General features: G+C 62.8%; 19 protein-coding genes. 1 reads left to right on the top strand and 18 read right to left on the bottom strand.

Annotated features, from left to right (window positions below; genetic code table 11):
* Positions 1-122: 122 nt before the first annotated feature.
* The 12 genes from argH to ACFRFQ_RS22430 form a co-directional block, all read right to left on the bottom strand.
* The gene (gene argH, locus ACFRFQ_RS22485) at positions 123-1,544 is read right to left on the bottom strand and encodes an argininosuccinate lyase (RefSeq protein WP_378662443.1); all 1,422 of its coding nucleotides are present in this window, start codon (positions 1,542-1,544) and stop codon (positions 123-125) included.
* A 2-nt stretch (positions 1,545-1,546) separates the two neighbouring features.
* Complete coding sequence (locus ACFRFQ_RS22480; RefSeq protein ID WP_138868868.1) at positions 1,547-2,746, bottom strand: argininosuccinate synthase; 1,200 nt, start codon at positions 2,744-2,746, stop codon at positions 1,547-1,549.
* A 47-nt stretch (positions 2,747-2,793) separates the two neighbouring features.
* Positions 2,794-3,273 (bottom strand): arginine repressor, encoded by a 480-nt coding sequence (locus tag ACFRFQ_RS22475; protein ID WP_033230782.1) that lies wholly within the window; start codon positions 3,271-3,273, stop codon positions 2,794-2,796.
* Positions 3,270-4,208: an ornithine carbamoyltransferase gene (argF, locus tag ACFRFQ_RS22470; protein ID WP_378662439.1), complete on the bottom strand. Its 939-nt coding sequence runs from the start codon at positions 4,206-4,208 to the stop codon at positions 3,270-3,272. The genes ACFRFQ_RS22475 and argF overlap by 4 nt, the downstream gene beginning before the upstream one ends.
* A gap of 5 nt (positions 4,209-4,213) precedes the next feature.
* Positions 4,214-5,413: an acetylornithine transaminase gene (locus tag ACFRFQ_RS22465; protein ID WP_378662436.1), complete on the bottom strand. Its 1,200-nt coding sequence runs from the start codon at positions 5,411-5,413 to the stop codon at positions 4,214-4,216.
* Positions 5,410-6,327: an acetylglutamate kinase gene (gene argB / locus ACFRFQ_RS22460; RefSeq protein ID WP_138868871.1), complete on the bottom strand. Its 918-nt coding sequence runs from the start codon at positions 6,325-6,327 to the stop codon at positions 5,410-5,412. Before argB ends, ACFRFQ_RS22465 begins: the two co-directional genes overlap by 4 nt.
* Positions 6,324-7,583 (bottom strand): bifunctional glutamate N-acetyltransferase/amino-acid acetyltransferase ArgJ, encoded by a 1,260-nt coding sequence (gene argJ, locus ACFRFQ_RS22455; protein WP_378662434.1) that lies wholly within the window; start codon positions 7,581-7,583, stop codon positions 6,324-6,326. Before argJ ends, argB begins: the two co-directional genes overlap by 4 nt.
* Positions 7,580-8,635, bottom strand: a complete 1,056-nt coding sequence (gene argC / locus ACFRFQ_RS22450; protein ID WP_138868872.1) for an N-acetyl-gamma-glutamyl-phosphate reductase — start codon at positions 8,633-8,635, stop codon at positions 7,580-7,582. The genes argJ and argC overlap by 4 nt, the downstream gene beginning before the upstream one ends.
* A gap of 54 nt (positions 8,636-8,689) precedes the next feature.
* Positions 8,690-9,187 (bottom strand): hypothetical protein, encoded by a 498-nt coding sequence (locus ACFRFQ_RS22445; protein ID WP_378662431.1) that lies wholly within the window; start codon positions 9,185-9,187, stop codon positions 8,690-8,692.
* Between the two features lie 65 nt (positions 9,188-9,252).
* Positions 9,253-10,188, bottom strand: a complete 936-nt coding sequence (locus ACFRFQ_RS22440; RefSeq protein WP_378662429.1) for an SDR family oxidoreductase — start codon at positions 10,186-10,188, stop codon at positions 9,253-9,255.
* On the bottom strand, positions 10,185-11,096 hold the full coding sequence (locus ACFRFQ_RS22435; RefSeq protein WP_378662427.1) for a bile acid:sodium symporter family protein: 912 nt from the start codon (positions 11,094-11,096) through the stop codon (positions 10,185-10,187). Before ACFRFQ_RS22435 ends, ACFRFQ_RS22440 begins: the two co-directional genes overlap by 4 nt.
* Positions 11,096-12,433 carry a flavin-containing monooxygenase gene (locus tag ACFRFQ_RS22430; protein WP_378662424.1) on the bottom strand — a complete coding sequence of 446 codons (1,338 nt, stop codon included), beginning with the start codon at positions 12,431-12,433 and terminating at the stop codon, positions 11,096-11,098. The genes ACFRFQ_RS22435 and ACFRFQ_RS22430 overlap by 1 nt, the downstream gene beginning before the upstream one ends.
* An 84-nt stretch (positions 12,434-12,517) precedes the next feature.
* Between ACFRFQ_RS22430 and ACFRFQ_RS22425 the strand changes: the two genes are divergently transcribed.
* Complete coding sequence (locus tag ACFRFQ_RS22425) at positions 12,518-13,579, top strand: Lrp/AsnC family transcriptional regulator (protein ID WP_378662421.1); 1,062 nt, start codon at positions 12,518-12,520, stop codon at positions 13,577-13,579.
* Positions 13,580-13,661: 82 nt separating this feature from the next.
* On the opposite strand, the gene pheT is transcribed toward ACFRFQ_RS22425, so the two are convergent.
* From pheT to infC, 6 genes are all read right to left on the bottom strand, one after another.
* Entirely contained in the window at positions 13,662-16,148 is a 2,487-nt protein-coding gene (gene pheT, locus ACFRFQ_RS22420; protein ID WP_378662419.1) for a phenylalanine--tRNA ligase subunit beta, read from the bottom strand.
* Between the two features lie 65 nt (positions 16,149-16,213).
* Positions 16,214-17,284, bottom strand: coding sequence for a phenylalanine--tRNA ligase subunit alpha (gene pheS, locus ACFRFQ_RS22415; RefSeq protein ID WP_378662416.1), 1,071 nt, complete (start codon positions 17,282-17,284; stop codon positions 16,214-16,216).
* A gap of 134 nt (positions 17,285-17,418) precedes the next feature.
* Positions 17,419-18,246: a TrmH family RNA methyltransferase gene (locus ACFRFQ_RS22410; RefSeq protein ID WP_378662413.1), complete on the bottom strand. Its 828-nt coding sequence runs from the start codon at positions 18,244-18,246 to the stop codon at positions 17,419-17,421.
* A 23-nt stretch (positions 18,247-18,269) separates the two neighbouring features.
* Positions 18,270-18,659 carry a 50S ribosomal protein L20 gene (gene rplT / locus ACFRFQ_RS22405; protein ID WP_033230794.1) on the bottom strand — a complete coding sequence of 130 codons (390 nt, stop codon included), beginning with the start codon at positions 18,657-18,659 and terminating at the stop codon, positions 18,270-18,272.
* A gap of 63 nt (positions 18,660-18,722) precedes the next feature.
* A complete protein-coding gene (rpmI, locus tag ACFRFQ_RS22400; RefSeq protein ID WP_138868881.1) occupies positions 18,723-18,917 on the bottom strand; it encodes a 50S ribosomal protein L35 in 195 nt (64 codons plus the stop codon).
* A gap of 43 nt (positions 18,918-18,960) precedes the next feature.
* Entirely contained in the window at positions 18,961-19,599 is a 639-nt protein-coding gene (gene infC / locus ACFRFQ_RS22395; RefSeq protein ID WP_185993421.1) for a translation initiation factor IF-3, read from the bottom strand.
* Positions 19,600-19,934: the final 335 nt, after the last annotated feature.

Raw genomic sequence — 19,934 nt, 5'->3', positions numbered from 1 at the left:
CAAAACTTCTGTCGCATTCGTGTCGAGCTAGACAAGCCTACTGCCCCGGATAACACGTACGCGGTCAGAGAGTAAAAAACCTCTCTGACCGCGTACGACAACTTCGACAACCAGTGACTGGCTTAGAGCGGCCACTCCCGCAGCGACTGAGCCAGCGTGCGTACGCCGTTCAGTTGCTCGGCCACCCGGACACCCGCGGTTCCGCCACGTGCGTTGCGCGAGGCGATGGAACCCTCGACCGTCAGAACTTCCCGAACAGCAGGCGTCAACGACGCGTCGACTCCGGCCAGTTCCTCGTCGGTCAGGTCCTCGAGTCCGACGCCACGAGCCTCGGCGACGCGCACACACGCACCCGCAGCCTCATGTGCGACGCGGAACGGAACGCCCTGACGGACCATCCATTCTGCGATGTCGGTGGCCAGCGTGAAGCCGGCCGGGGCCAACTCCGCCATGCGCTCGGTGTGGAACTCGAGTGTCTGCACCAGACCAGTGATGGCCGGAAGCAACATTTCGAGTTGTGCAACCGAATCGAAGACCGGTTCCTTGTCCTCCTGCAGATCGCGGTTGTACGCCAAGGGCTGAGCCTTGAGGGTCGCCAACAATCCCGTGAGGTTGCCGATCAGACGACCCGACTTACCGCGCGTGAGTTCGGAAACATCCGGGTTCTTTTTCTGCGGCATGATCGACGATCCGGTAGACCACGCGTCGGCGAGCGTGATGTAGCCGAATTCCGGCGTGCTCCAGATGATGACCTCTTCGGCCATCCTCGACAGGTCGACGCCGATCATGGCCAACACGAACGCGGCCTCGGCAGCAAAATCCCGCGACGCCGTGGCGTCGATCGAGTTCTCCGCCGAGCTGTCGAATTTCAGTTCTGCCGCAATAGCTTCGGGGTCGAGTCCGAGCGAGGAACCGGCAAGCGCGCCGGAACCGTACGGAGACACCGCAGCTCGCACGTCGAAGTCACGCAGACGTGCAACGTCTCGCAACAACGGATGTGCATGCGCCAGAAGGTGATGCGCGAGCAACACCGGCTGAGCTGCCTGCAAGTGCGTCTTACCCGGCATGACCGCGTCGGGATGTGCAGCCGCCTGGGTGGCAAGAGCGTCGACGACGTCGAGCACTCCGTCCGCGACGCGGCGCACCGCATCACGCAGCCACATACGGAACAGTGTCGCCACCTGGTCGTTGCGTGAACGACCGGCACGCAGACGCCCACCGACCTCGGTACCGACCCGCTCGATCAGGCCGCGCTCGAGTGCGCCGTGCACGTCCTCGTCCGACTCGCTCGGACCGAACGCACCACTGGCGACGTCGGCGGCGAGCCGTTCCAAACCGTCGAGCATGGTTGCGAGATCGGCTTCGCTGAGCAGACCGGCCTTGTTCAGCACGCGGGCATGAGCCTGCGACGCTCGCACGTCGTACGGAGCCAGAACCCAGTCGAAATGAGTCGACTTACTCAGCGCCGCCATGGCAGCAGCCGGTCCGGATTCGAACCGACCGCCCCACAGCGCGCCTTCATTTGTTCCGTGGCTGCCAGTCACAGTCAGAGACCCAGATCGCGCTTTGCGGCGACCTTCGACGACAGACCGTGGATCTCGACGAAGCCCTTCGAAGCGGACTGGTCGAAGCTGTCGCCCTCGTCGTACGTTGCGAGGTTGAAGTCGTACAGCGACTCCGGGCTGCGACGGCCGTTGACCGTGATGGCTCCACCGTGCAGGAAGAGACGGATGTCGCCGGTGACGCGTTCCTGCGTCTTCTCGACAAACGTGTCGAGAGCATCCTTGAGCGGGGAGAACCACAGGCCGTCGTAGACCAGCTCGGACCAGCGCTGCTCCATCTGACGCTTGTAGCGACCGAGTTCGCGTTCGAGGGTGACGTGCTCGAGTTCCTGGTGAGCGGTGATGAGGACCATCGCACCGGGAGCTTCGTAGATCTCGCGGCTCTTGATGCCCACGAGGCGGTCCTCGACGACGTCGAGACGGCCGACGCCCTGAGCACCGGCGCGGCGGTTCAGTTCCTGGATGGCTTCGAGAACGGAGACCGGACGGCCGTCGATGGCAACCGGGCGACCCTTGTCGAAGCTGATGATCAGCTCGTCAGGTGCGTTCCAGTTGGCCGTCGGATCCTCGGTGTAGTCGTAGACGTCCTTGGTAGGCGCGTTCCACAGGTCCTCGAGGAATCCGGTTTCGACAGCGCGGCCCCAGACGTTCTGATCGATCGAGAACGGCGACTTCTTGGACACGTTGATCGGGATGTTGTTCTCTTCCGCGAAAGCGATTGCCTTCTCGCGGGTCCAGGCGTAGTCACGAACCGGTGCGATGACCGAGAGGTCGGGAGCGAGGGCGCCGAAGCCGACCTCGAAACGAACCTGGTCGTTGCCCTTACCGGTGCAACCGTGCGAAACGATGGTTCCGCCGTGCGAGCGTGCGGCCTCGACGATGTGCTTGACGATCAGCGGACGGCTGATCGCGGACACGAGCGGGTAGCGGTCCATGTACAGGGCGTTGGCCTGGATGGTCGGCAGGCAGTATTCGTCCGCGAACTCGTTGCGAGCGTCGACGACAACGGATTCGACTGCGCCGCAGTCGAGTGCGCGCTGACGCACGACCTCCATGTCCTCGCCGCCCTGTCCCAGATCGATGGCGACGGCGACAACTTCAGCGCCGGTCTCCTTACCGATCCAACTGATGGCAACAGAGGTGTCCAGCCCGCCCGAGTAGGCGAGTACGACGCGATCGGCCATGGTGTGTGTGCTCCTTCGGTTGAAAATCTTCTATCAAGAATAAGGGGTCAGGCGAGGGATTCGATCATGGCGCTGAGTTCCGCTCCGGAAAGCGGTTCTCGGGCCATGACGAAGATGGTGTCATCTCCCGCGATAGTCCCCACGATATCGGTCAGCGAAGCACGATCAAGTGCACTCGCCAGGTAGTGCGCAGCCCCTGGTGGGGTCCGGAGTACCGCCATGTTGCCGCTGGAATCCGTGGACACCAACAGCTCTCCGAGCAGCCGCGACAAGCGGTCTGTGCCGCCGGAGACACCGCGTACGGGGTTGCCGTCCTCGGGCACCACGTACACACCGGCGCCGCCATCTGCTGCCCGGAGTTTGACCGCGCCCAGCTCTTCGAGGTCACGCGAGAGCGTTGCTTGTGTCGCCTCGATGCCTTCTTCTCCCAGCAGCGACGCAAGTTCCGTCTGGCTGCGAACCGGGTGTGCCGCCAGCAGCGCGATGATGCGCGACTGGCGACCGGCCCGAGTAGGAGCGATGCTCACGCTGCGCCCGCGGTTCTCTGCTCCAACAGCCAGACCAACAGGGCCTTTTGCGCATGCAAGCGGTTCTCTGCCTCGTCCCACACGACACTCTGCGGGCCGTCGAGCACCTCGTCGGTAACCTCTTCGCCGCGATGCGCGGGAAGACAGTGCAGGACAACAGCCTTGGGGTCGGCCAGTGCCAGCAGTTCGGCGTTGATCTGGTATGGGCGGAAGGGGCCGACCCGATCGAGTCCGTCGTTTTCCTGCCCCATCGACGTCCACGCGTCGGTCACCAGTGCATCCGCACCTGCGGCAGCTTTCTGCGGATCCCGGGTCACCGTGATCGTCGCACCGGTCTCCTCGGCCCGCTTACGCGCTACGGCCAGAATCCATTCGGCCGGCTCGAAACCCTCCGGGCCACAAATCGTGACATTGACACCGGCCGTGACGCCGCCGAGCATCAGCGAGTGCGCCATGTTGTTTGCACCGTCACCCAGGTAGGTGAGGTTCAGACCCTTCAACTCACCCTTGTGCTCGGCCAGTGTCTGCAGATCCGCCAGGACCTGACACGGATGGAACTCGTCGGAGAGTGCGTTGACGATGGGAATTGTTGCGCCCGTTGCCATCTGCTCCAGGCGCTTCTGGCCGAACGTGCGCCACACGACGGCGTCGACGTAGCGGGAGAGGACGCGTCCGGTATCGGCCAATGTCTCCTCGCGGCCGAGTTGCGTACTCCGGCCGTCGACGACAACGGCATGGCCGCCCATCTGAGCGATGCCCATCTCGAAGGAGAACCGCGTGCGAGTCGAGTTCTTCTCGAAGATCACCCCGACGCCGCGCGGCCCCTCGAGTGGGCGGCGTGAGAACGGGTTTTTCTTGAGCTCGGCTGCCAGAGCGAGGACCTCGGCCTGCTGCGCAGGAGTCAGATCGTCGTCCCTGAGAAAGTGTTTCACCATGGTAGTCACTTCTCCCCCGGCTGATCAGCCGATAATGCGTGATCGAAAATGGCAGGTAATGCCGCCACAAACGCCTCGGCCTGCTCGTCGGTGAGGATCAGCGGCGGTGCCAACCGGATGACTCCGGGATTCGCTGCATTCACAAGATACCCGGCGTCGCGTGCCGCATTTTCCACAGCGGGCGCAACGTCCTGTGTCAACACGACACCCAGGAGGAGGCCGGAACCGCGGACGTAGTCGACCAACGGATGGCCCAACTCTTCGATGCCAGCGGTGATGGACTTGCCCAGACTGTCGGCGCGTGAGATCAAGTCTTCGTCGGCGACGGTCTTCAGCACGGCCAGTGCTGCCGCAGCGCACACCGGGTTGCCACCGAACGTCGTCCCGTGTTTGCCGGGACCGAACAACTCCGCCGCAGCTCCCGTCGCAATGCAGGCGCCGATCGGCATTCCGCCGCCGAGACCCTTCGCGAGAGTGATGACGTCCGGAACGATGCCGACGGCCTGATGGGCGTAGAACCAGCCCGTCCGGCCGATTCCGGTCTGCACCTCGTCCAGTACCAGCAGAGCGCCCCGCTCCGCGGTGATCCGGCGAGCTTCGACCAGGTAGCCCTCTGGCGGCACGACAACGCCGCTCTCACCCATGATCGGTTCGAGGAACACTGCTGCCGTATCGGAATCGACGGCCCGGTCGAGAGCCTCGATATCCCCGTAAGGAACGTATTCGACGCCGGCAGGCATCGGTTCGAAGGGCGCCCGCTTGGCCGGCTGACCGGTCAATGCCAACGCGCCCATCGTCCGGCCGTGGAAGGAGTTCTCCGCGGAGATGATCTTCTTGCGTCCCGTGGCGCGGGCAAGTTTGAAGGCCGCCTCGTTGGCCTCGGTACCCGAGTTGCAGAAGAACGCGCGACCGGAAACATTGCCCAGATGTCCGAGCAACTGCTCTGCCAATTCGATTGCAGGCTCACTCGCATACAGGTTGGAGACATGCCCGAGGGTCGACAGCTGATTCGTCACAGCCTCGATGATCGCGGGATGCGCGTGACCGAGAATGTTGACGGCTATGCCGGCCAGGAAATCGACATACTGCTTACCGTCGGCATCGGTGAGGACTGCACCGTCACCGCGCACAAGAGCTACCCGCGGTACGCCGTAGTTGTTCATCAGCGACGCGGACCACCGCTGCTGCAAATCGATCGTGCTCATGAGTTGGCTCCCTGCTCCGTGATGTCGGCTCCGGGCACAACCATCGTGCCGATGCCCTCACCTGTGAAAAGTTCGAGTAGAACGGAATGCGCAAGGCGTCCGTCGATAACGTGCGCCGACGGAACTCCGCCTCGCACAGCGCGTAGGCAGGCCTCCATCTTCGGCACCATGCCCGCGTCGAGACTCGGCAGAAGCTCGGCCAGCGCGTCGGCGTCGATTTCGCTCGCGAGCGATGACCGGTCCGGCCAATCCGTGTACAGCCCTTCGACATCGGTGAGGACTACCAGCTTTTCCGCACCGATCGCCTCGGCCAACGCCGCTGCAGCCGTATCCGCATTGATGTTGTGAACAACACCATCCGCGTCGGGAGCGATAGTCGATACCACCGGAATGCGTCCTGCCGCAATGAGATCCAATACCGCGTCGGGGTTGACCGTGGTGACGTCGCCGACCAGTCCGATATCGGTCTGCTCACCTTCCACCGCTACGGTACGACGCGTCGCGGTGAACAGATGTGCGTCTTCGCCGGAAATTCCGACTGCGTACGGTCCGTGCGCGTTGATCAGTCCGACGAGCTCGCGGCCTACCTGACCGAAGAGCACCATCCGGACGACGTCCATGACCTCGGGTGTCGTGACCCGGAATCCGCCGCGAAACTCGCCCTTCATACCCAGACGCGCCAGCATCGCGTTGATCTGCGGCCCACCACCGTGAACCACCACCGGATGGATGCCGACAGTACGCAGAAACGCCATGTCCGCCGCAAACGCGGTCTTGAGTTCGTCGTCCACCATCGCGTTGCCGCCGTACTTGACCACGACGATCTTGTCCCGGAAGCGCTGCAGCCACGGCAACGCTCCAGCCAGGACGTGCGCCTTCTGGTGCTCGCTGATCGCGCTCAACAGATCGGTCATGACGAGTACGCCGAGTTCTCTTCGACATACGCGTGCGACAGGTCCGTCGTGCGAATCGTCACGGACTGATCGCCGAGCCCGAGGTTGATATCGAGCTCGATGTCGATGCCACTGAGATCGACATCGCGCGCGCCCGGTGCGCCGACGCCGTCGATGCAGACGGGACTTCCATTGAAGGACACACTGATTCGATCAGGATCAAGTTCGATGGGCGCGATACCGACGGCCGCAAGCACGCGTCCCCAGTTGGGATCGGAGCCGAACAGCGCGGTCTTGACCAGGCTGTCACGCGCGATGGTCCTGGCACCGATCAGCGCGTCGGACTCGGAGACCGCACCGCGCACTGTCACCTTCACACGCTTGGTGACGCCCTCGGCGTCGGCCATCATCTGATCGGCGAGATCGTCGCACACTGCCAATACTGCAGCGTTCAGTTCGTCCTGGCTGGGCGCGACACCGCTGGCGCCGGAGGCCAGCAACAGCACGGTGTCGTTGGTCGACGTGGCACCGTCGACATCGAGGCGATCGAAGCTCAGGTGCGTTGCCGCGCGGAGCGCAGTGTCGAGCTGCTCGGCGGTGGCGACGGCATCGGTCGTGACCACGCACAGCATCGTCGCCAGAGCGGGTGCGAGCATGCCTGCGCCCTTGGCCATTCCGCCGACATTCCACTTGTTTGCGTGGTGCAGCGACGCCTGCTTCGGCACGGTGTCGGTGGTCATGATCGCGTATGCCGCGTCGGTACCACCGGAAATGCCGCCGGCAAGTTCGTGTACAACCTCGGTGACGCCAGGCAGGAGCTTGTCCATGGGCAGCCGGTCGCCGATGAGCCCGGTGGAACAGACGGCAACTTCGATCGCGCCCGTCTCGGTTCCCCAATTGCTCAGCGCCGACGCCACTTCCTCGGCCGTCTTGTGCGCGTCCTGGAATCCGCCGGCACCCGTGCACGCGTTGGCGCCACCGGAGTTGAGGACCACCGCCCGCAACTTGCCTGTCGTGAGTACCTGCTGCGACCACAGCACCGGCGCGGCCTTCACCTTGTTGAGGGTGAACACGCCGGCGGCCGCAAGATCGGGCCCTTCGTTCAGTACGAGAGCGAGGTCCGACTTGCCGCTCTTCTTGATACCGGCGGCAATTCCGGCGCCGCGGAATCCGGCAGGTGCCGTCACACCCTGAGTGCGAAGCAGGCGGCCGCCGGCGACGTGCACCACATCAGTTTCGGTGGCGTCGTCGATCTGCTGCGGATTGTCGGTGCTCACGGAGCTACTCCCACGGTAGAGAGACCAGCGGTCTCGGGTAGACCAAGGGCAAGATTCATCGATTGCACTGCGCCACCGGCCGTGCCCTTGGTGAGATTGTCGATTGCTGAAATCACAACGAGTTGACCGGCGTCACTGTCGACGGCGATACCGATCTGTACTGCGTTGGACCCGATCACTGCGCCAGTCTGCGGGAACACTCCGGCAGGCAGCACATGGATGAACGGTTCGTCCTTGTAGGCGTTTTCGTACACTTCCCGCGCCTGCGCTTCGCTGGCCGTGGTGGCAGCAGTGCACGTTGCGAGGATGCCGCGAGGCATGGGAGCGAGAACAGGAGTGAACGAAACACTGATGTCCGCTCCGCCTGCAGCTTTCAGATTCTGGATGATTTCGGGGGTGTGGCGATGCACTCCGCCGACGCCGTATGCCCGGGCCGAACCCATTACCTCGGAGCCGAGCAGATCAGCCTTGGGTGCCCGGCCGGCGCCCGAAGTGCCGCTCACGGCAACAACATTGACGTGCGATCCGACGATTCCGGCCGCAACGGCGGGCGCCAAGGCAAGGCTTGCAGCCGTCGGGTAGCAACCCGGTACCGCGATCCGCGTTGCGCCCATCAACTTCTCGCGGTTGCCGGGCAATTCGGGAAGACCGTACGGCCACGTTCCGGCGTGGGGGCTCTTGTAGAACTTCTCCCACAGCGCGCCGTCCTGCAACCGGAAGTCTGCACCGCAATCGATGATGACCGTCGATTCCGGCAGCGCCTTGGCGTACTGAGCAGAGTTTCCGTGCGGAAGACCCAGGAACACCACGTCATGGCCGGCGAGGATGTCAACAGTCGTCTCTTCGAGTACCCGAGCCGACAGCGGAAGAAGGTGCGGGTGATGCTCACCGAGCGTCGAACCGGCATTTCCACCGGCAGTCAGAGAGCCGATCACCAGGCTGCCGTCGGCGTACGAGGGGTGTCCGAGAAGCAGACGCAGAACCTCACCACCGGCATACCCACTGGCACCGGCAACGGCGACTCTGATCGGCTTACGTATCTCCTCAGTCATACACATCATTATGCATCATCGTGCAAGGGAATGCATAATTACTTACCGGGGTTGTTATTTACCCATCGAACGCCGAATTTCCTCCAGTTTGGCCTTCGCAGCCTTCTGACGCTCGTCCCACTGCTCGTCGACGGTCTTACCGGCCGGACTCTCGTGCGCCAACTCCGCCGAACCGATCGACGTACCGAACCGCCCCTCGATCTTCTCCCGAACGCGATCGAAAGTGGGGACTCCCGCCTCGGTGTAGTCGGGCTGGGTGTAATCGGGCTGGGAAATTATCGAGCCGCTGACCGACACCACCGGGACGTCGATGATCTCGTCAACTTCCACCACAGTGTCGGGAAGCTCGACCACCTCGGCGTCGGCGGTCGTCGAATCGGCTTCCACTCGACTCTGATCGATACTTGCAGCAGCCGCATCGACGACGGAGAGCAGAACCGACAAACTGGGGCGACGTTCCGCGACCGCACGAATGACGGCCAGAAAATCCTTGTCGTCGAGTGCGTGTGCAGCTTCGACCACATCGTGCACTGAACCATCGTGCTCGGTCATCGTCAGTCCCTTCTCGAAATCGCCGACGGACAACCTCGATCCTTCCACGGCGCCCGGCCGGAACGTCAGCGTGACGCGAGATACGCGGTGAACGCCTCCTGGCTCGAGTACGCGGGAACGTAACCGAACTGCTCCTTGAGCCGCCGATTGTCGAGAACCGGCCGGTACTGGAGAAAACCGACCCGTTCCGGTCCATGCTCGGTCACACCGAGACACCGCCCGACGCGCAGGACACCACGCAACAGCCACGCCGGCAGTGTCAGCGTTCCCTTTCCCATCTGTGCTGCCAGATCATCGACCGTCAACGCTCCGTCACCGGCAACGTTGAAAATGCCCACCTGCTCGCCAGTCACCGCTTCGGCAAAGGCACCCGCCACATCGGTGTGCCAGACGAATACGAACGGACTGTCACTGCCGGCGACCTTGAGAAGCCGGGGCCGGTCGAGCAGTGCGGTGATCTGGTTGTTCACTGTCTCCCCGAGGATCGTGCCGATGCGAAAGATCACCTGCTCGAGTTCGGGGTGCACAATTCGATATTCAGCCAGCATTTCTTCGACGAGCCGTTTGTGGCGGCTGTAGGTGAATGCGTCGTTGCCTCTGACGGCGGCGTCCTCGGTGATCCACGGCGGATTGTCGGCGTGATAGCCGTACGCCGCGCCGGACGACGAGACAACCACTCGTCGTACGCCGAATTCGACGCAGGCAGCAAGCACATTCCGCGTCCCGTCGACATCGACGCGATACTCCTCGTCCGCGGTCGTGTGCTTGCCCGGATTGACGATGGACGCAAGGTGAACCACGACGTCCGGCCGGTATTCGGCAAACACTTCGGCCAACTCGCTGGCGCTACGGACGTCCGCCCGTACTCGGCGAACCTGGTCTGCAGCCCCCTCGGGAACAGAGAGATCCGCGCTGACGACTGTGACGCCTTGCGCCGTCAAGGCCTCGACGACAGCGGTTCCGAGGAACCCGTTTCCACCGGTAATCAGTGCAGTGGTCACGCGGGTACCGCCGCTCGGATACGACGCTTCGACCAGATTGTGGCGAGCGCCAATCCTGCGATGATGTCCCAGATTCCCCACCAGCCGGCAACGATGGCCATACCGCCGAGGCCGTCGAAGAAGGTGAAGACCAACCCGAGGCCGAGCCCCGCGTTACGGATACCGACCTCGAACGAGACTGCGCGACGGCTGTATTCGTTCAAGCCGGTCGCGACCCCGCACACGTAACCCAGGCCGAGCGCAACAGCGTCGTGCAGGAACACCGCGATCAACACCACGCCGATGTAGTCGACGAAGTGCGACGCGTTGCCCGCTACTCCCGCCACGATGAAGATCAACAGAGCGAACAGTGCGCCGTTCTTCACCCAGGGTTGGGCCTTCGCGGCCACCTCCGGGAACTTTCGGGCAGCCCAGATTCCGAGGACGAACGGCACACCGATGATCAGTGCGATCTGCACGACCATCTCGACCGCATTCAGGTCCACCGACGCCAGCAATGCGTCCGTCTCGGGGCGTCTACTCCCCCAGAACGCAAAGTTGAGTGGCATCAGGAAGATCGCGAGGACATTCGACACGGCCGTCATCGACACCGACAGCGCGACGTCACCGCCGGCGCGGTGTGTCAGGACATTCGAGATGTTGCCAGGTGGGCAGCACGCCACCAGGATCATGCCGAGCGCCACCGACGGAGCCGGTGAAAGAATCAGCGTCAGAACAAACGTCACGGCCGGTAGTAATACGAATTGCGCTGCAATGCCGACTGCCATTGCCTTGGGTTTGGTCAGCGCACGACGGAAGTCGTCGACTGACGTGTCGAGTGCGATCCCGAGCATGATCGCGGCCAGAACCACGTTGAGAATCATCAACGATCCCGGGTTGAAGTTGAGAACGACCTCGTCGATCGGCATCACTGCCCGCCCTTCGTCAACACTGCATCTTTCGTCAACGCTGAATCGAGTAGTGCGATGTGACGCTTGATCTCGGCGCGATAGGCGTCCTTGTTGACGTAATACGCCATCCGGCCCAACGTCAGATACCGATATCCCCCGGACAGATCAGGCGGCGGACCAGCTGCGGCCGCGTCGAATTCACGCGCTGCCGCGGGAGCGTCCGTCCGCGCTTTGATCAGTTTCGCGACCATCTCGGCCTGCTCGAAGCGGCCCTGCCACCCGAGGCCCGACGCTTCGACCATGCCGAGGACAAACAGGGTGTCGTGCCGGCGGCTGGCGACGTTCAGAAACAGATCCGGCGCTGCCCCGGCCCAATCCAGATGCTTCCGTGCAATAAACGGGTAGTCGAGGTGGTAGCCGGTCGCGCAGAGCACGAGGTCGTAGTCGGAGACCGATCCGTCGACAAAATGGACGCTGTCCCCGTCGAAACCGTCGATGTCAGCGCGAACCCGCACGTCACCGTGACCGACGTGGTGCAAGATCAAGGAGTTCACCACCGGATGCGACTCGTAGATCTTGTAATCGGGCGCCGGAAAGCCGAACCGCACCGGATCACCCGTGAACTGTTTGAGCACCAGGGTGTCGAGTCGTTGTTTGATCCACGGCGGCAACGGCTTTCCCTGATTCAGCGTGTCCGACGGACGCCCGAACAGGTACTTCGGAACGAAGTAGTACCCGCGCCGAACACTCAGATCCACGGAATCGGCGTAGTGAACAGCGTCGACGGCTATATCGCACCCACTGTTGCCCGCCCCGATGACCAGGACCCGTTTGCCGCGAAAAATCTCTGCACTCCGGTACTCGCTCGTGTGCAGGAGTTCGCCGCTGAACTCGCCCGGAAACGTGGGCATGTTCGGCTTGGACAGCGTCCCGTTGGCGATGATCACGCCCCGATACGCCGCGGACGTGGTCTCCCCGTCACGGCTGCGGGTCGTCACCGTCCAGATCGAGCCAGTCGGCGTGACGTCGACGACGGTGGTTCCGAAGCTGAACTTCTTCCGGAGATCATGGGCATCTGCATAGTCGCGAAAATACGCGGCGAGCTCCACATGACTGGGATAGTCGGCCACCGAATCCGCCATCGGAAATTCCGTGAATGCGGTAGTGCTTTTCGACGAAATGAGGTGGGCCGACTCGTACACGGTGCTGTGCGGGTTGTCGATGTCCCAGAGCCCACCGACATCGTCGTGGCTCTCGAAACCGTCGAACTCGATACCTGCCAGATCGAGATTGCGAGCCCCGGCCAAACCCGACGGTCCCGCACCGATCACCGCGTACTTGTTCTCTGTGCTCATCCGCTGTTTCCGTCCGCCCTGCCTGCTCGACGCAGATCACCCTTGTCGCTTGAGAGTGGCAGATAGTCCGAAATTAACGACAAAATGCAGGATAATGACGTTATGGGTGCTGATATTGCTGACAAAAGTCTCTACATCGATGAAATCGACTTGAGGATAATTAATGCGCTGCAACTCGCCCCGCGCTCTACGTGGCTCTCGCTGGCCGAGCCGCTCGAACTCGATGCCGCGACAATCGCCCGCCGGTGGAACCGCCTCTCGGAATCCGCGCTGGCGTGGGTGACAGTTACCCCTGGACCAAGCGTCCTCGACGCCATCGTGACAGCTGTTGTCGAAATAGACTGCGCGCCGTCGCAACTCGACGCGATAGCCGAGCGCCTGACAACGCTGGCTCACGCGGTCACCATCGAAATCTCCACCGGCAGAGCCGATCTCCTGGTCACTGCCGGAACCCCAGATCTGGCTTCCATGTCGCAGTTCATTTCCCAGCAGATCGCCACGATCGACGGCATACAAAGCCTGCGAACTTCGATCATCACACGCTGGTTCACCGAAGGCGGCCGGTGGCGCCTCAATGCACTTGCGCCATCCGAGCGCGGCATCCTGACTGGCGGCGAATCGAGTGGGCGACGCTCACGCTCCCGGATAAGCGCAGTATCGGAACAAGACCGCACACTTCTCACCACACTCGCGCACGACGGGCGAACCCCGATGCGGGAACTTGCCGATTCGATCGGAATCAGTCCAGCCGCCTGCAAGCGGCAAATCGACCGCCTCACCTCATCGGGATTGGTGGCATTGAGGTGTGAATTTGCACGCCCCGTCGCAGGACTACCCGTACTCGCAACCCTGTGGTGCCGCATCGACGCCGAGCATCTCGACACGGTGGGCCGGCTCATCAGTAGAGCCCCTGAGGTACGGAACTGTTTTGCCGTCGTCGGCCGCGAGAATCTCGTGGTGCAATTGTGGCTGCATTCGCCCGCAGAACTCGACGCATTCGAGATTCGACTGCGCGGAGAGTACCCCGAGTTGCGTATCGGGGACCGCTCGATCGTGCTCTACATCCGCAAACTACTCGGTCACGTGCTCGACCAGCATGGTCGCCGGACGAGTACCGTCGCGCCGGACGTCTGGCTTCCCCGATGAGCCTGAAACCATGTCGAATTCGACTGAACGAGAAAGGGACCCGCGGCCTACGCGGCCCCGGGTCCCCTGACAACCCGTGCCGCTAGCCGCGCATCTGCGCACCGACAGCCTTGGACGCTGCCTCAACTGCTGCGTCACGCGCGGCACTGGCCTCGTCCTCGGTCAGGGTGCGATCCACGCCGCGGAAACGGAGTGCAAACGCCAGCGACTTGCGGCCTTCACCAACCTGCTCGCCCTCGAAGACGTCGAACAGACGGATATCTTCGAGAAGTTCACCGCCGCCGACGCGTAGAGCTTCCTGAACCTCGGCAGCCGGAACGCTGCGGTCGACAACCACCGCAACATCCTGCAGAACTGCCGGGAAGGGCGACACTCGCGGTGCGGGCAGGTTCTCGACCAACGGCAACGCGTCCAGATCGATTTCCAATGCGCAGGTGCGAGCGGGCAGTCCGGCCCGCTCGAGAACAGCCGGATGCAATTCGCCCGCATGACCGACAACATTGCCGTCGACAAGAACTTCGGCGCAACGACCCGGATGCCACGGCAGGTACTGCGCCGCACGCAATTCAACCTCGACGCCGGCTGCCGCAGCGATGACGCGCACCGCGGCAAACGTGTCCGATGCCTCGGCCGCACGGCCGGGGCCCCATGGACCGTTGAGTTCACGCAAACCACTGAGAACAGCGGCGACGTGTACCGGCTGATCCGGTAGTGACGCGATCAGATTGGCGATCTGATCGTCCGTCGGGCGTCGGTCGACCGGCAATGCATCAACAGGCTTGGTATCCGGTCCCGGAAGCACAACCTGAGCGATGCCGTACAGCGCAAGATCACGCTGACCGCGAGAAGCGTTGCGAGCCAATACCTCCAACAATCCGGGTAGGAGCGTCGTCGCCAGTTCAGGGCGATCCGCTTCGAGCGGGTTGAGCACCTTGCTCGTATTGCGGCGCGGATCGTCGCTGTCAAGACCCCAGACATCAAAAATGCTGGTGGGCAGGAACACCGGCGGCAGAACCTCGACGTACCCGGCATGAGCAATCGCCTTGGACACGGTGCGCTTGCGGCGCTGCTTCGGCGTCAATCCACGTCCGGCGGGCGCTGCGGGGAGTACCGACGGAATCTGCTCGAGGCCTTCGAGACGCAAAACCTCTTCGACCAGATCAGCAGGCTGAACCAGATCCGGACGCCACGACGGCGGGGTTGCGACCAACTGGCCGTGCCCTTCATCGCTGACTCCGACCTCGACCGTGCAACCGACCTGAGTGAGACGACGGGCCGCCGTGCCGTTGGGGTAACTGACACCGGCGACACGATCGGGAAGGTCGATGTCCATCCGAATCGCCTCGCGCGGCGCAACCGCGCCGACATCCGTCAGGACGGGTTCGATACGGCCACCGGCGATCTCGACAAGCAAGGCAGCGGCGCGGTCGACTGCGGCCACCGGGATGGCCGGGTCGACAACACGCTCGAAACGCTTGCTGGCCTCACTGGAGAGCTTGTGCCGACGCGCAGTCTTGAATACCGCGAGCGGATCCCAGGTAGCAGCTTCGAGCAGGATGTCCGTAGTCTCTGAGCCGACCTCGGTGGTCGCGCCGCCCATGACGGCAGCCAGCGAGATTACGCCGGAATCGTCGACGATCACCACGTCCTCGGGATCGAGGGTTCGCTCGACCTCATCGAGAGTGGTGAGCTTCTCGCCTGCCTTCGCGCGGCGAACAACCAGGTCACCCTTCACTGCATTCGCATCGAATGCGTGCAGCGGCTGACCCAGTTCCAGCATCACGTAGTTGGTGACGTCCACAGCGGGAGAGATCGGGCGAACACCCGAGAGCAGCAACCGTCGCTGCATCCACCACGGGCTGACCGCCTTCGGGTCGATACCGGTGACCTTGCGCATCACGAATCGCGTCGCCTTCGACTCCGCCTCGAGATGCACCGGCCACGCCTGTCCCTCAGCGGGATGGGCGGGAACCGAAGCGGGATCGGCAAATTCGAGATCGAAACCGCAGGCGAGCTCACGGGTAAGGCCACGCACCGAGAAGCAGTAACCGCGGTCCGGGGTGATGTTCAGTTCGATGATCGTGTCACCGAGTCCGAGTAACTCGTTGCCGTCTGCCCCAGGTTCAGCAGTGCCGGGCTCGAGCACCAGGATGCCCGAGTGGTCCTTGCCGATGCCGAGTTCCGCGACCGAGCAGATCATGCCGTCGGAAATCTTGCCGTACGTCTCACGAGTCGCGATGGCAAAGCCGCCGGGCAGGACAGCGCCGGGCAACGCGACGACGACGAGGTCACCCTCGGCGAAATTGCGGGCGCCACAGACGATGCCGCGCGGTTCTGATTCGCCGACCTCGACCTGGCAGAAACGGATCGGCTTCTTGAACTCGGTGAGTTCGGTGATGTCGAGGACCTTGCCGACCACCAAGGGGCCGTCGATTGCCTCGAGTGTGTCGAGTTCCTCGACTTCGAGCCCTACCCGGACGAACCCTGCGTCCAGCTCTTCGGGAGTGACCTCCCACTCCGGAGTTGCCCGCTGCAGGATCTCGGTCAGCCAGGATTGCGCTACTCGCACGTCAGCTCAGCTCTCTCGTTTTCTCGATAAGTCTGTTGGTCGAAAAGGTCCGCGTGCCGGACCGGTCAGCCTGCAACACCGAAGGGCAGCGTGAAACGCACGTCGCCTTCGACGATGTCACGCATGTCCGGGATGCCGTTGCGGAACTGCAAAGTCCGCTCGAGGCCCATGCCGAACGCAAATCCCGAGTACTCGTCCGGATCAATTCCGCTGGCGCGCAGCACGTTCGGGTTGACCATGCCGCAGCCGCCCCATTCGACCCACCCGGCGCCACCCTTCTTGTTCGCGAACCACACGTCGACCTCTGCCGACGGTTCCGTGAACGGGAAGTAGTTGGGGCGCATACGCGTCCGAGTTTCAGGACCGAACAGCGCGCGCGCGAACGCATCCAGAGTTCCGCGAAGATTCGCCATCGTCAGGCCCTTGTCGACGGCAAGGCCCTCGACCTGGGAGAACACCGGGGTGTGCGTCGCATCAAGTTCGTCGGTACGGAAGGTACGACCAGGGCAGACGACGTAGATCGGAACCTCACGCGTGAGCATCGTGCGCACCTGCACGGGCGAAGTGTGCGTACGCAGCACCTGACGCGAGTTCTCCGGAGCCAGATGGAACGTGTCCTGCATCGTCCGCGCGGGATGATCCGGCAGGAAGTTCAGAGCGTCGAAGTTGAAGTGCTCGGTCTCGACCTCCGGACCCTCGGCGACCTCCCAGCCCATCGCGACAAACACGTCGGCGACCTGCTCGGAGATCAAGCTGATGGGATGACGGGCACCCACTGGGTAACGATCGGACGGCAGCGTCACGTCGATTGCCTCGGCTACCAGCACAGCGGCGTCGCGCTCGGCAAGGAGAACCTCGCGGCGAGCGTCGTACGCAGAAGTGATTCGGGTCCGGAAAATGTTGACACGCTTGCCGGCGTCGGCCTTTTCCTTACCCGGAAGTTTGCCGAGACCACGCCGAGCGAGGGCGATCGGGGACTTGTCCCCCATGTGCTCAACCTTGACCTGTGCCAATGCATCCAGGTCCGCTGCCTCCGCGAGCGCCTTCTCTGCGTTCTCCGCGGCCGCGGTCAGCGCCTCTTCGGTGAGCGCACTCGCGTCGACGTCCGGCGGGGTCGCGCCCTCATTTTTGGCCACGGCTGTGACACTCCTGTCGCTTCTCGGTTTGCTTCTCTACTGCGGTCGAGCATTTTGGTCGAGCATTGTTACGCTCTTGCATTCTCTCAGGCTTCCGCAAATGGAATTCCGAGAGGTCACTTCCGTCTTACTTGTCAGCCTTGATCCGCGTCGCGATGTTGCACCCGCGCACTCGCATAGAGGCAGATAGCGGCTGCAGTCGCAAGATTAAGGCTTTCGGCGCGCCCATGGATCGGAATCCGAACACGGTAGTCGGCGCGAGCCGCAACGGCCGGATCAAGACCGTGTGCTTCGTTCCCGAACAGCCAGGCCGTCGGCTTGCTCAACAACTCGTCTGCGTTGTCGAGATCGATCTCTCCGTCGGCTGCAGTCGCCAGTATCTGAATACCGGCAGCGCGAATCTGTTCGATCACCGCATCGGTATCGCGTTCACGAACCACCGGGAGGTGGAACAGGCTGCCCGCTGACGAACGAACCACCTTGCCGTTGTGTGGGTCGACGCTGTCGCCGGCCAGGATCGCGGCATCGGCGCCCACTGCGTCGGCAATCCGGATGACGGTGCCCGCGTTGCCCGGTTCATTGACCTCGACCGGAACGGCCAGGAGCTTGGTATCCGAGCGGATCGCATCTGACAGTTGAACATCGAGGAGATCACACACGGCGACCAAGCCGGGCGGAGTCACTGTGTCGCTCAACGCCTTTGCAGCGCGATCGGTGACCAGCGCAGCCCGAACACCGGAACTCGAGGCCAAGTCGATGACATGTTGATATCGCTCGGCGGCGCTCTCCGTATAGAAGAGGTCGCGCACCGTTATGCCCGCACCGGTGCTGTTTGCCTTCAAAACTTCCGTGACGGAGTTTTCACCCTCGACCAGGAATCGTCCTGCTTTACGTCGTTCTGCTGTGCGCAGGAGCTTGACAGCAGAAACGACCCGCGGAGTCCGCTCGGTGAGCGGATCCACGGGCCGTTGCTGTGATGCGTCGATCAGGCTGCTTCTCCGGCAGGCGCATTCACGTCAGCCGGCAGAGCGGCCTTCGCGAGTGCAACGAGGCCGGCAAAGGCCTCTGCATCGGAGACGGCGAGCTCGGCGAGGATCTTGCGGTCGACGTCGACCTCAGCCAGGCGCAGGCCCTGGATCAGGCGGTTGTACGTGATGTCGTTGGCCCGAGCTGCAGCGTTGATACGCGTGATCCACAGCTTGCGGAACTCACCCTTGCGTGCACGACGGTCGCGGTATGCGTAAACCATCGAGTGGAGCTGCTGCTCCTTGGCCTTGGTGTACAGACGTGAACGCTGTCCACGGTAGCCGCTGGATGCAGCAAGAATTGAACGACGCTTCTTCTGGGCGTTGACCGCCCTCTTTACGCGTGCCACGTGAAAATCCTGTCAATCTAGGGGCTGAGATTTCGGCCCCGGGTGGTCAGTAAGGGGGACGACTCAGATGCCGAGCATGCGCTTGATGCGCGGTGCGTCATCAGGGCTGACGACAGCGACACCGTCGAGACGACGGGTAACCTTGCTGGCCTTGTGCTCGAGAAGGTGGCGACGGCCGGCCTTCTGGCGCAGGAGCTTGCCGGAACCGGATACCTTGAATCGCTTCGAGGCGCCGCTGTGGCTCTTCATCTTGGGCATGGAGTCCTCAGTTCTTTGTTACGTGATGGTGCTTGGGAATCGACTAGCTGGTCGGAGCTTCGGGAGCCGCTTCGTCGGCTGCCGGCGCTGCCGGTGCTTCGGGAGCCGGCTTGGGAGCAGCCTGAGCGACTGGCGCCTGAGCGCTTTCCTGAGCCTTGACGCGAGTCTTGGCACCCTTGTGTGGTGCCAGGACCATCGTCATGTTGCGACCGTCCTGCTTAGCCGAGGTCTCGACGAAACCGAGATCCGCGACGTCTGCTCCCAGACGCTGCAGAAGGCGGTAGCCGAGCTCGGGACGTGACTGCTCACGACCGCGGAACATGATCGTGACCTTGACCTTGGAACCAGCTTCGAGGAAGCGAACAACGTTGCGCTTCTTGGTCTCGTAGTCGTGGGCGTCGATCTTGGGGCGAAGCTTCTGCTCCTTGATGACCGTAAGAGTCTGGTTCTTGCGAGACTCACGGGCTTTCTGTGCAGCTTCGTACTTGAACTTGCCGTAGTCCATGATCTTGCAGACCGGCGGACGGGCATCAGGAGCTACCTCGACAAGATCGAGGTCGGCTTCCAGAGCCAAGCGGAGTGCATCTTCAACACGCACGATGCCTACCTGTTCACCGCCAGGTCCGACCAAACGGACCTCGGGAACGCGGATACGATCGTTGATGCGGGTCTCAGTGCTGATGGGGCCTCCTAGGTTGAACGGTGCGGTCTCGTGACCGCACGCAGCTAGTTCTACCCAAACCCCAACAAAAAACCCCGCGGTGATATTTCTCCGCGGGGCCCGATGTCGACCGATCAGATCAAACCCAGCTCACGCCAGGAACAATCTCCTCTACTGAACGAGGAACCTGACGAAGAATAGAATCTTCCTTCAGGTGACCGGAACCACTGAACTGCAGTTTTACCTGCCGCGCAGAGGTGGGAGTCGGGCTCCACTTGCTGCCCCCGAACATGTCGGAGGCGGTCGTTGGCACAAGAGTATCAGGCCGACGGCGATGAATCTAATCGCGTCCGCAC

It is taken from the genome of Rhodococcus sp. NPDC056743 (assembly GCF_042790355.1).
Lineage (GTDB): Bacteria > Actinomycetota > Actinomycetes > Mycobacteriales > Mycobacteriaceae > Rhodococcus_F.
Note: the sequence above shows the minus strand (reverse complement) of the source record. Positions and strands in the feature narration are given on the sequence as shown.

Excerpts from the sequence above, each read along its gene's own strand:
- ACFRFQ_RS22480 (WP_138868868.1), bottom strand. The coding sequence starts at position 2,746 with ATGGCCGATCGCGTCGTACTCGCCTACTCGGGCGGGCTGGACACCTCT.
- argF (WP_378662439.1), bottom strand. The coding sequence starts at position 4,208 with ATGGTGAAACACTTTCTCAGGGACGACGATCTGACTCCTGCGCAGCAG.
- ACFRFQ_RS22465 (WP_378662436.1), bottom strand. The coding sequence starts at position 5,413 with ATGAGCACGATCGATTTGCAGCAGCGGTGGTCCGCGTCGCTGATGAAC.
- argB (WP_138868871.1), bottom strand. The coding sequence starts at position 6,327 with ATGACCGATCTGTTGAGCGCGATCAGCGAGCACCAGAAGGCGCACGTC.
- argC (WP_138868872.1), bottom strand. The coding sequence starts at position 8,635 with ATGACTGAGGAGATACGTAAGCCGATCAGAGTCGCCGTTGCCGGTGCC.
- ACFRFQ_RS22445 (WP_378662431.1), bottom strand. The coding sequence starts at position 9,187 with ATGACCGAGCACGATGGTTCAGTGCACGATGTGGTCGAAGCTGCACAC.
- ACFRFQ_RS22435 (WP_378662427.1), bottom strand. The coding sequence starts at position 11,096 with ATGCCGATCGACGAGGTCGTTCTCAACTTCAACCCGGGATCGTTGATG.
- ACFRFQ_RS22430 (WP_378662424.1), bottom strand. The coding sequence starts at position 12,433 with ATGAGCACAGAGAACAAGTACGCGGTGATCGGTGCGGGACCGTCGGGT.
- ACFRFQ_RS22425 (WP_378662421.1), top strand. The coding sequence starts at position 12,518 with ATGCAGGATAATGACGTTATGGGTGCTGATATTGCTGACAAAAGTCTC.
- rpmI (WP_138868881.1), bottom strand. The coding sequence starts at position 18,917 with ATGCCCAAGATGAAGAGCCACAGCGGCGCCTCGAAGCGATTCAAGGTA.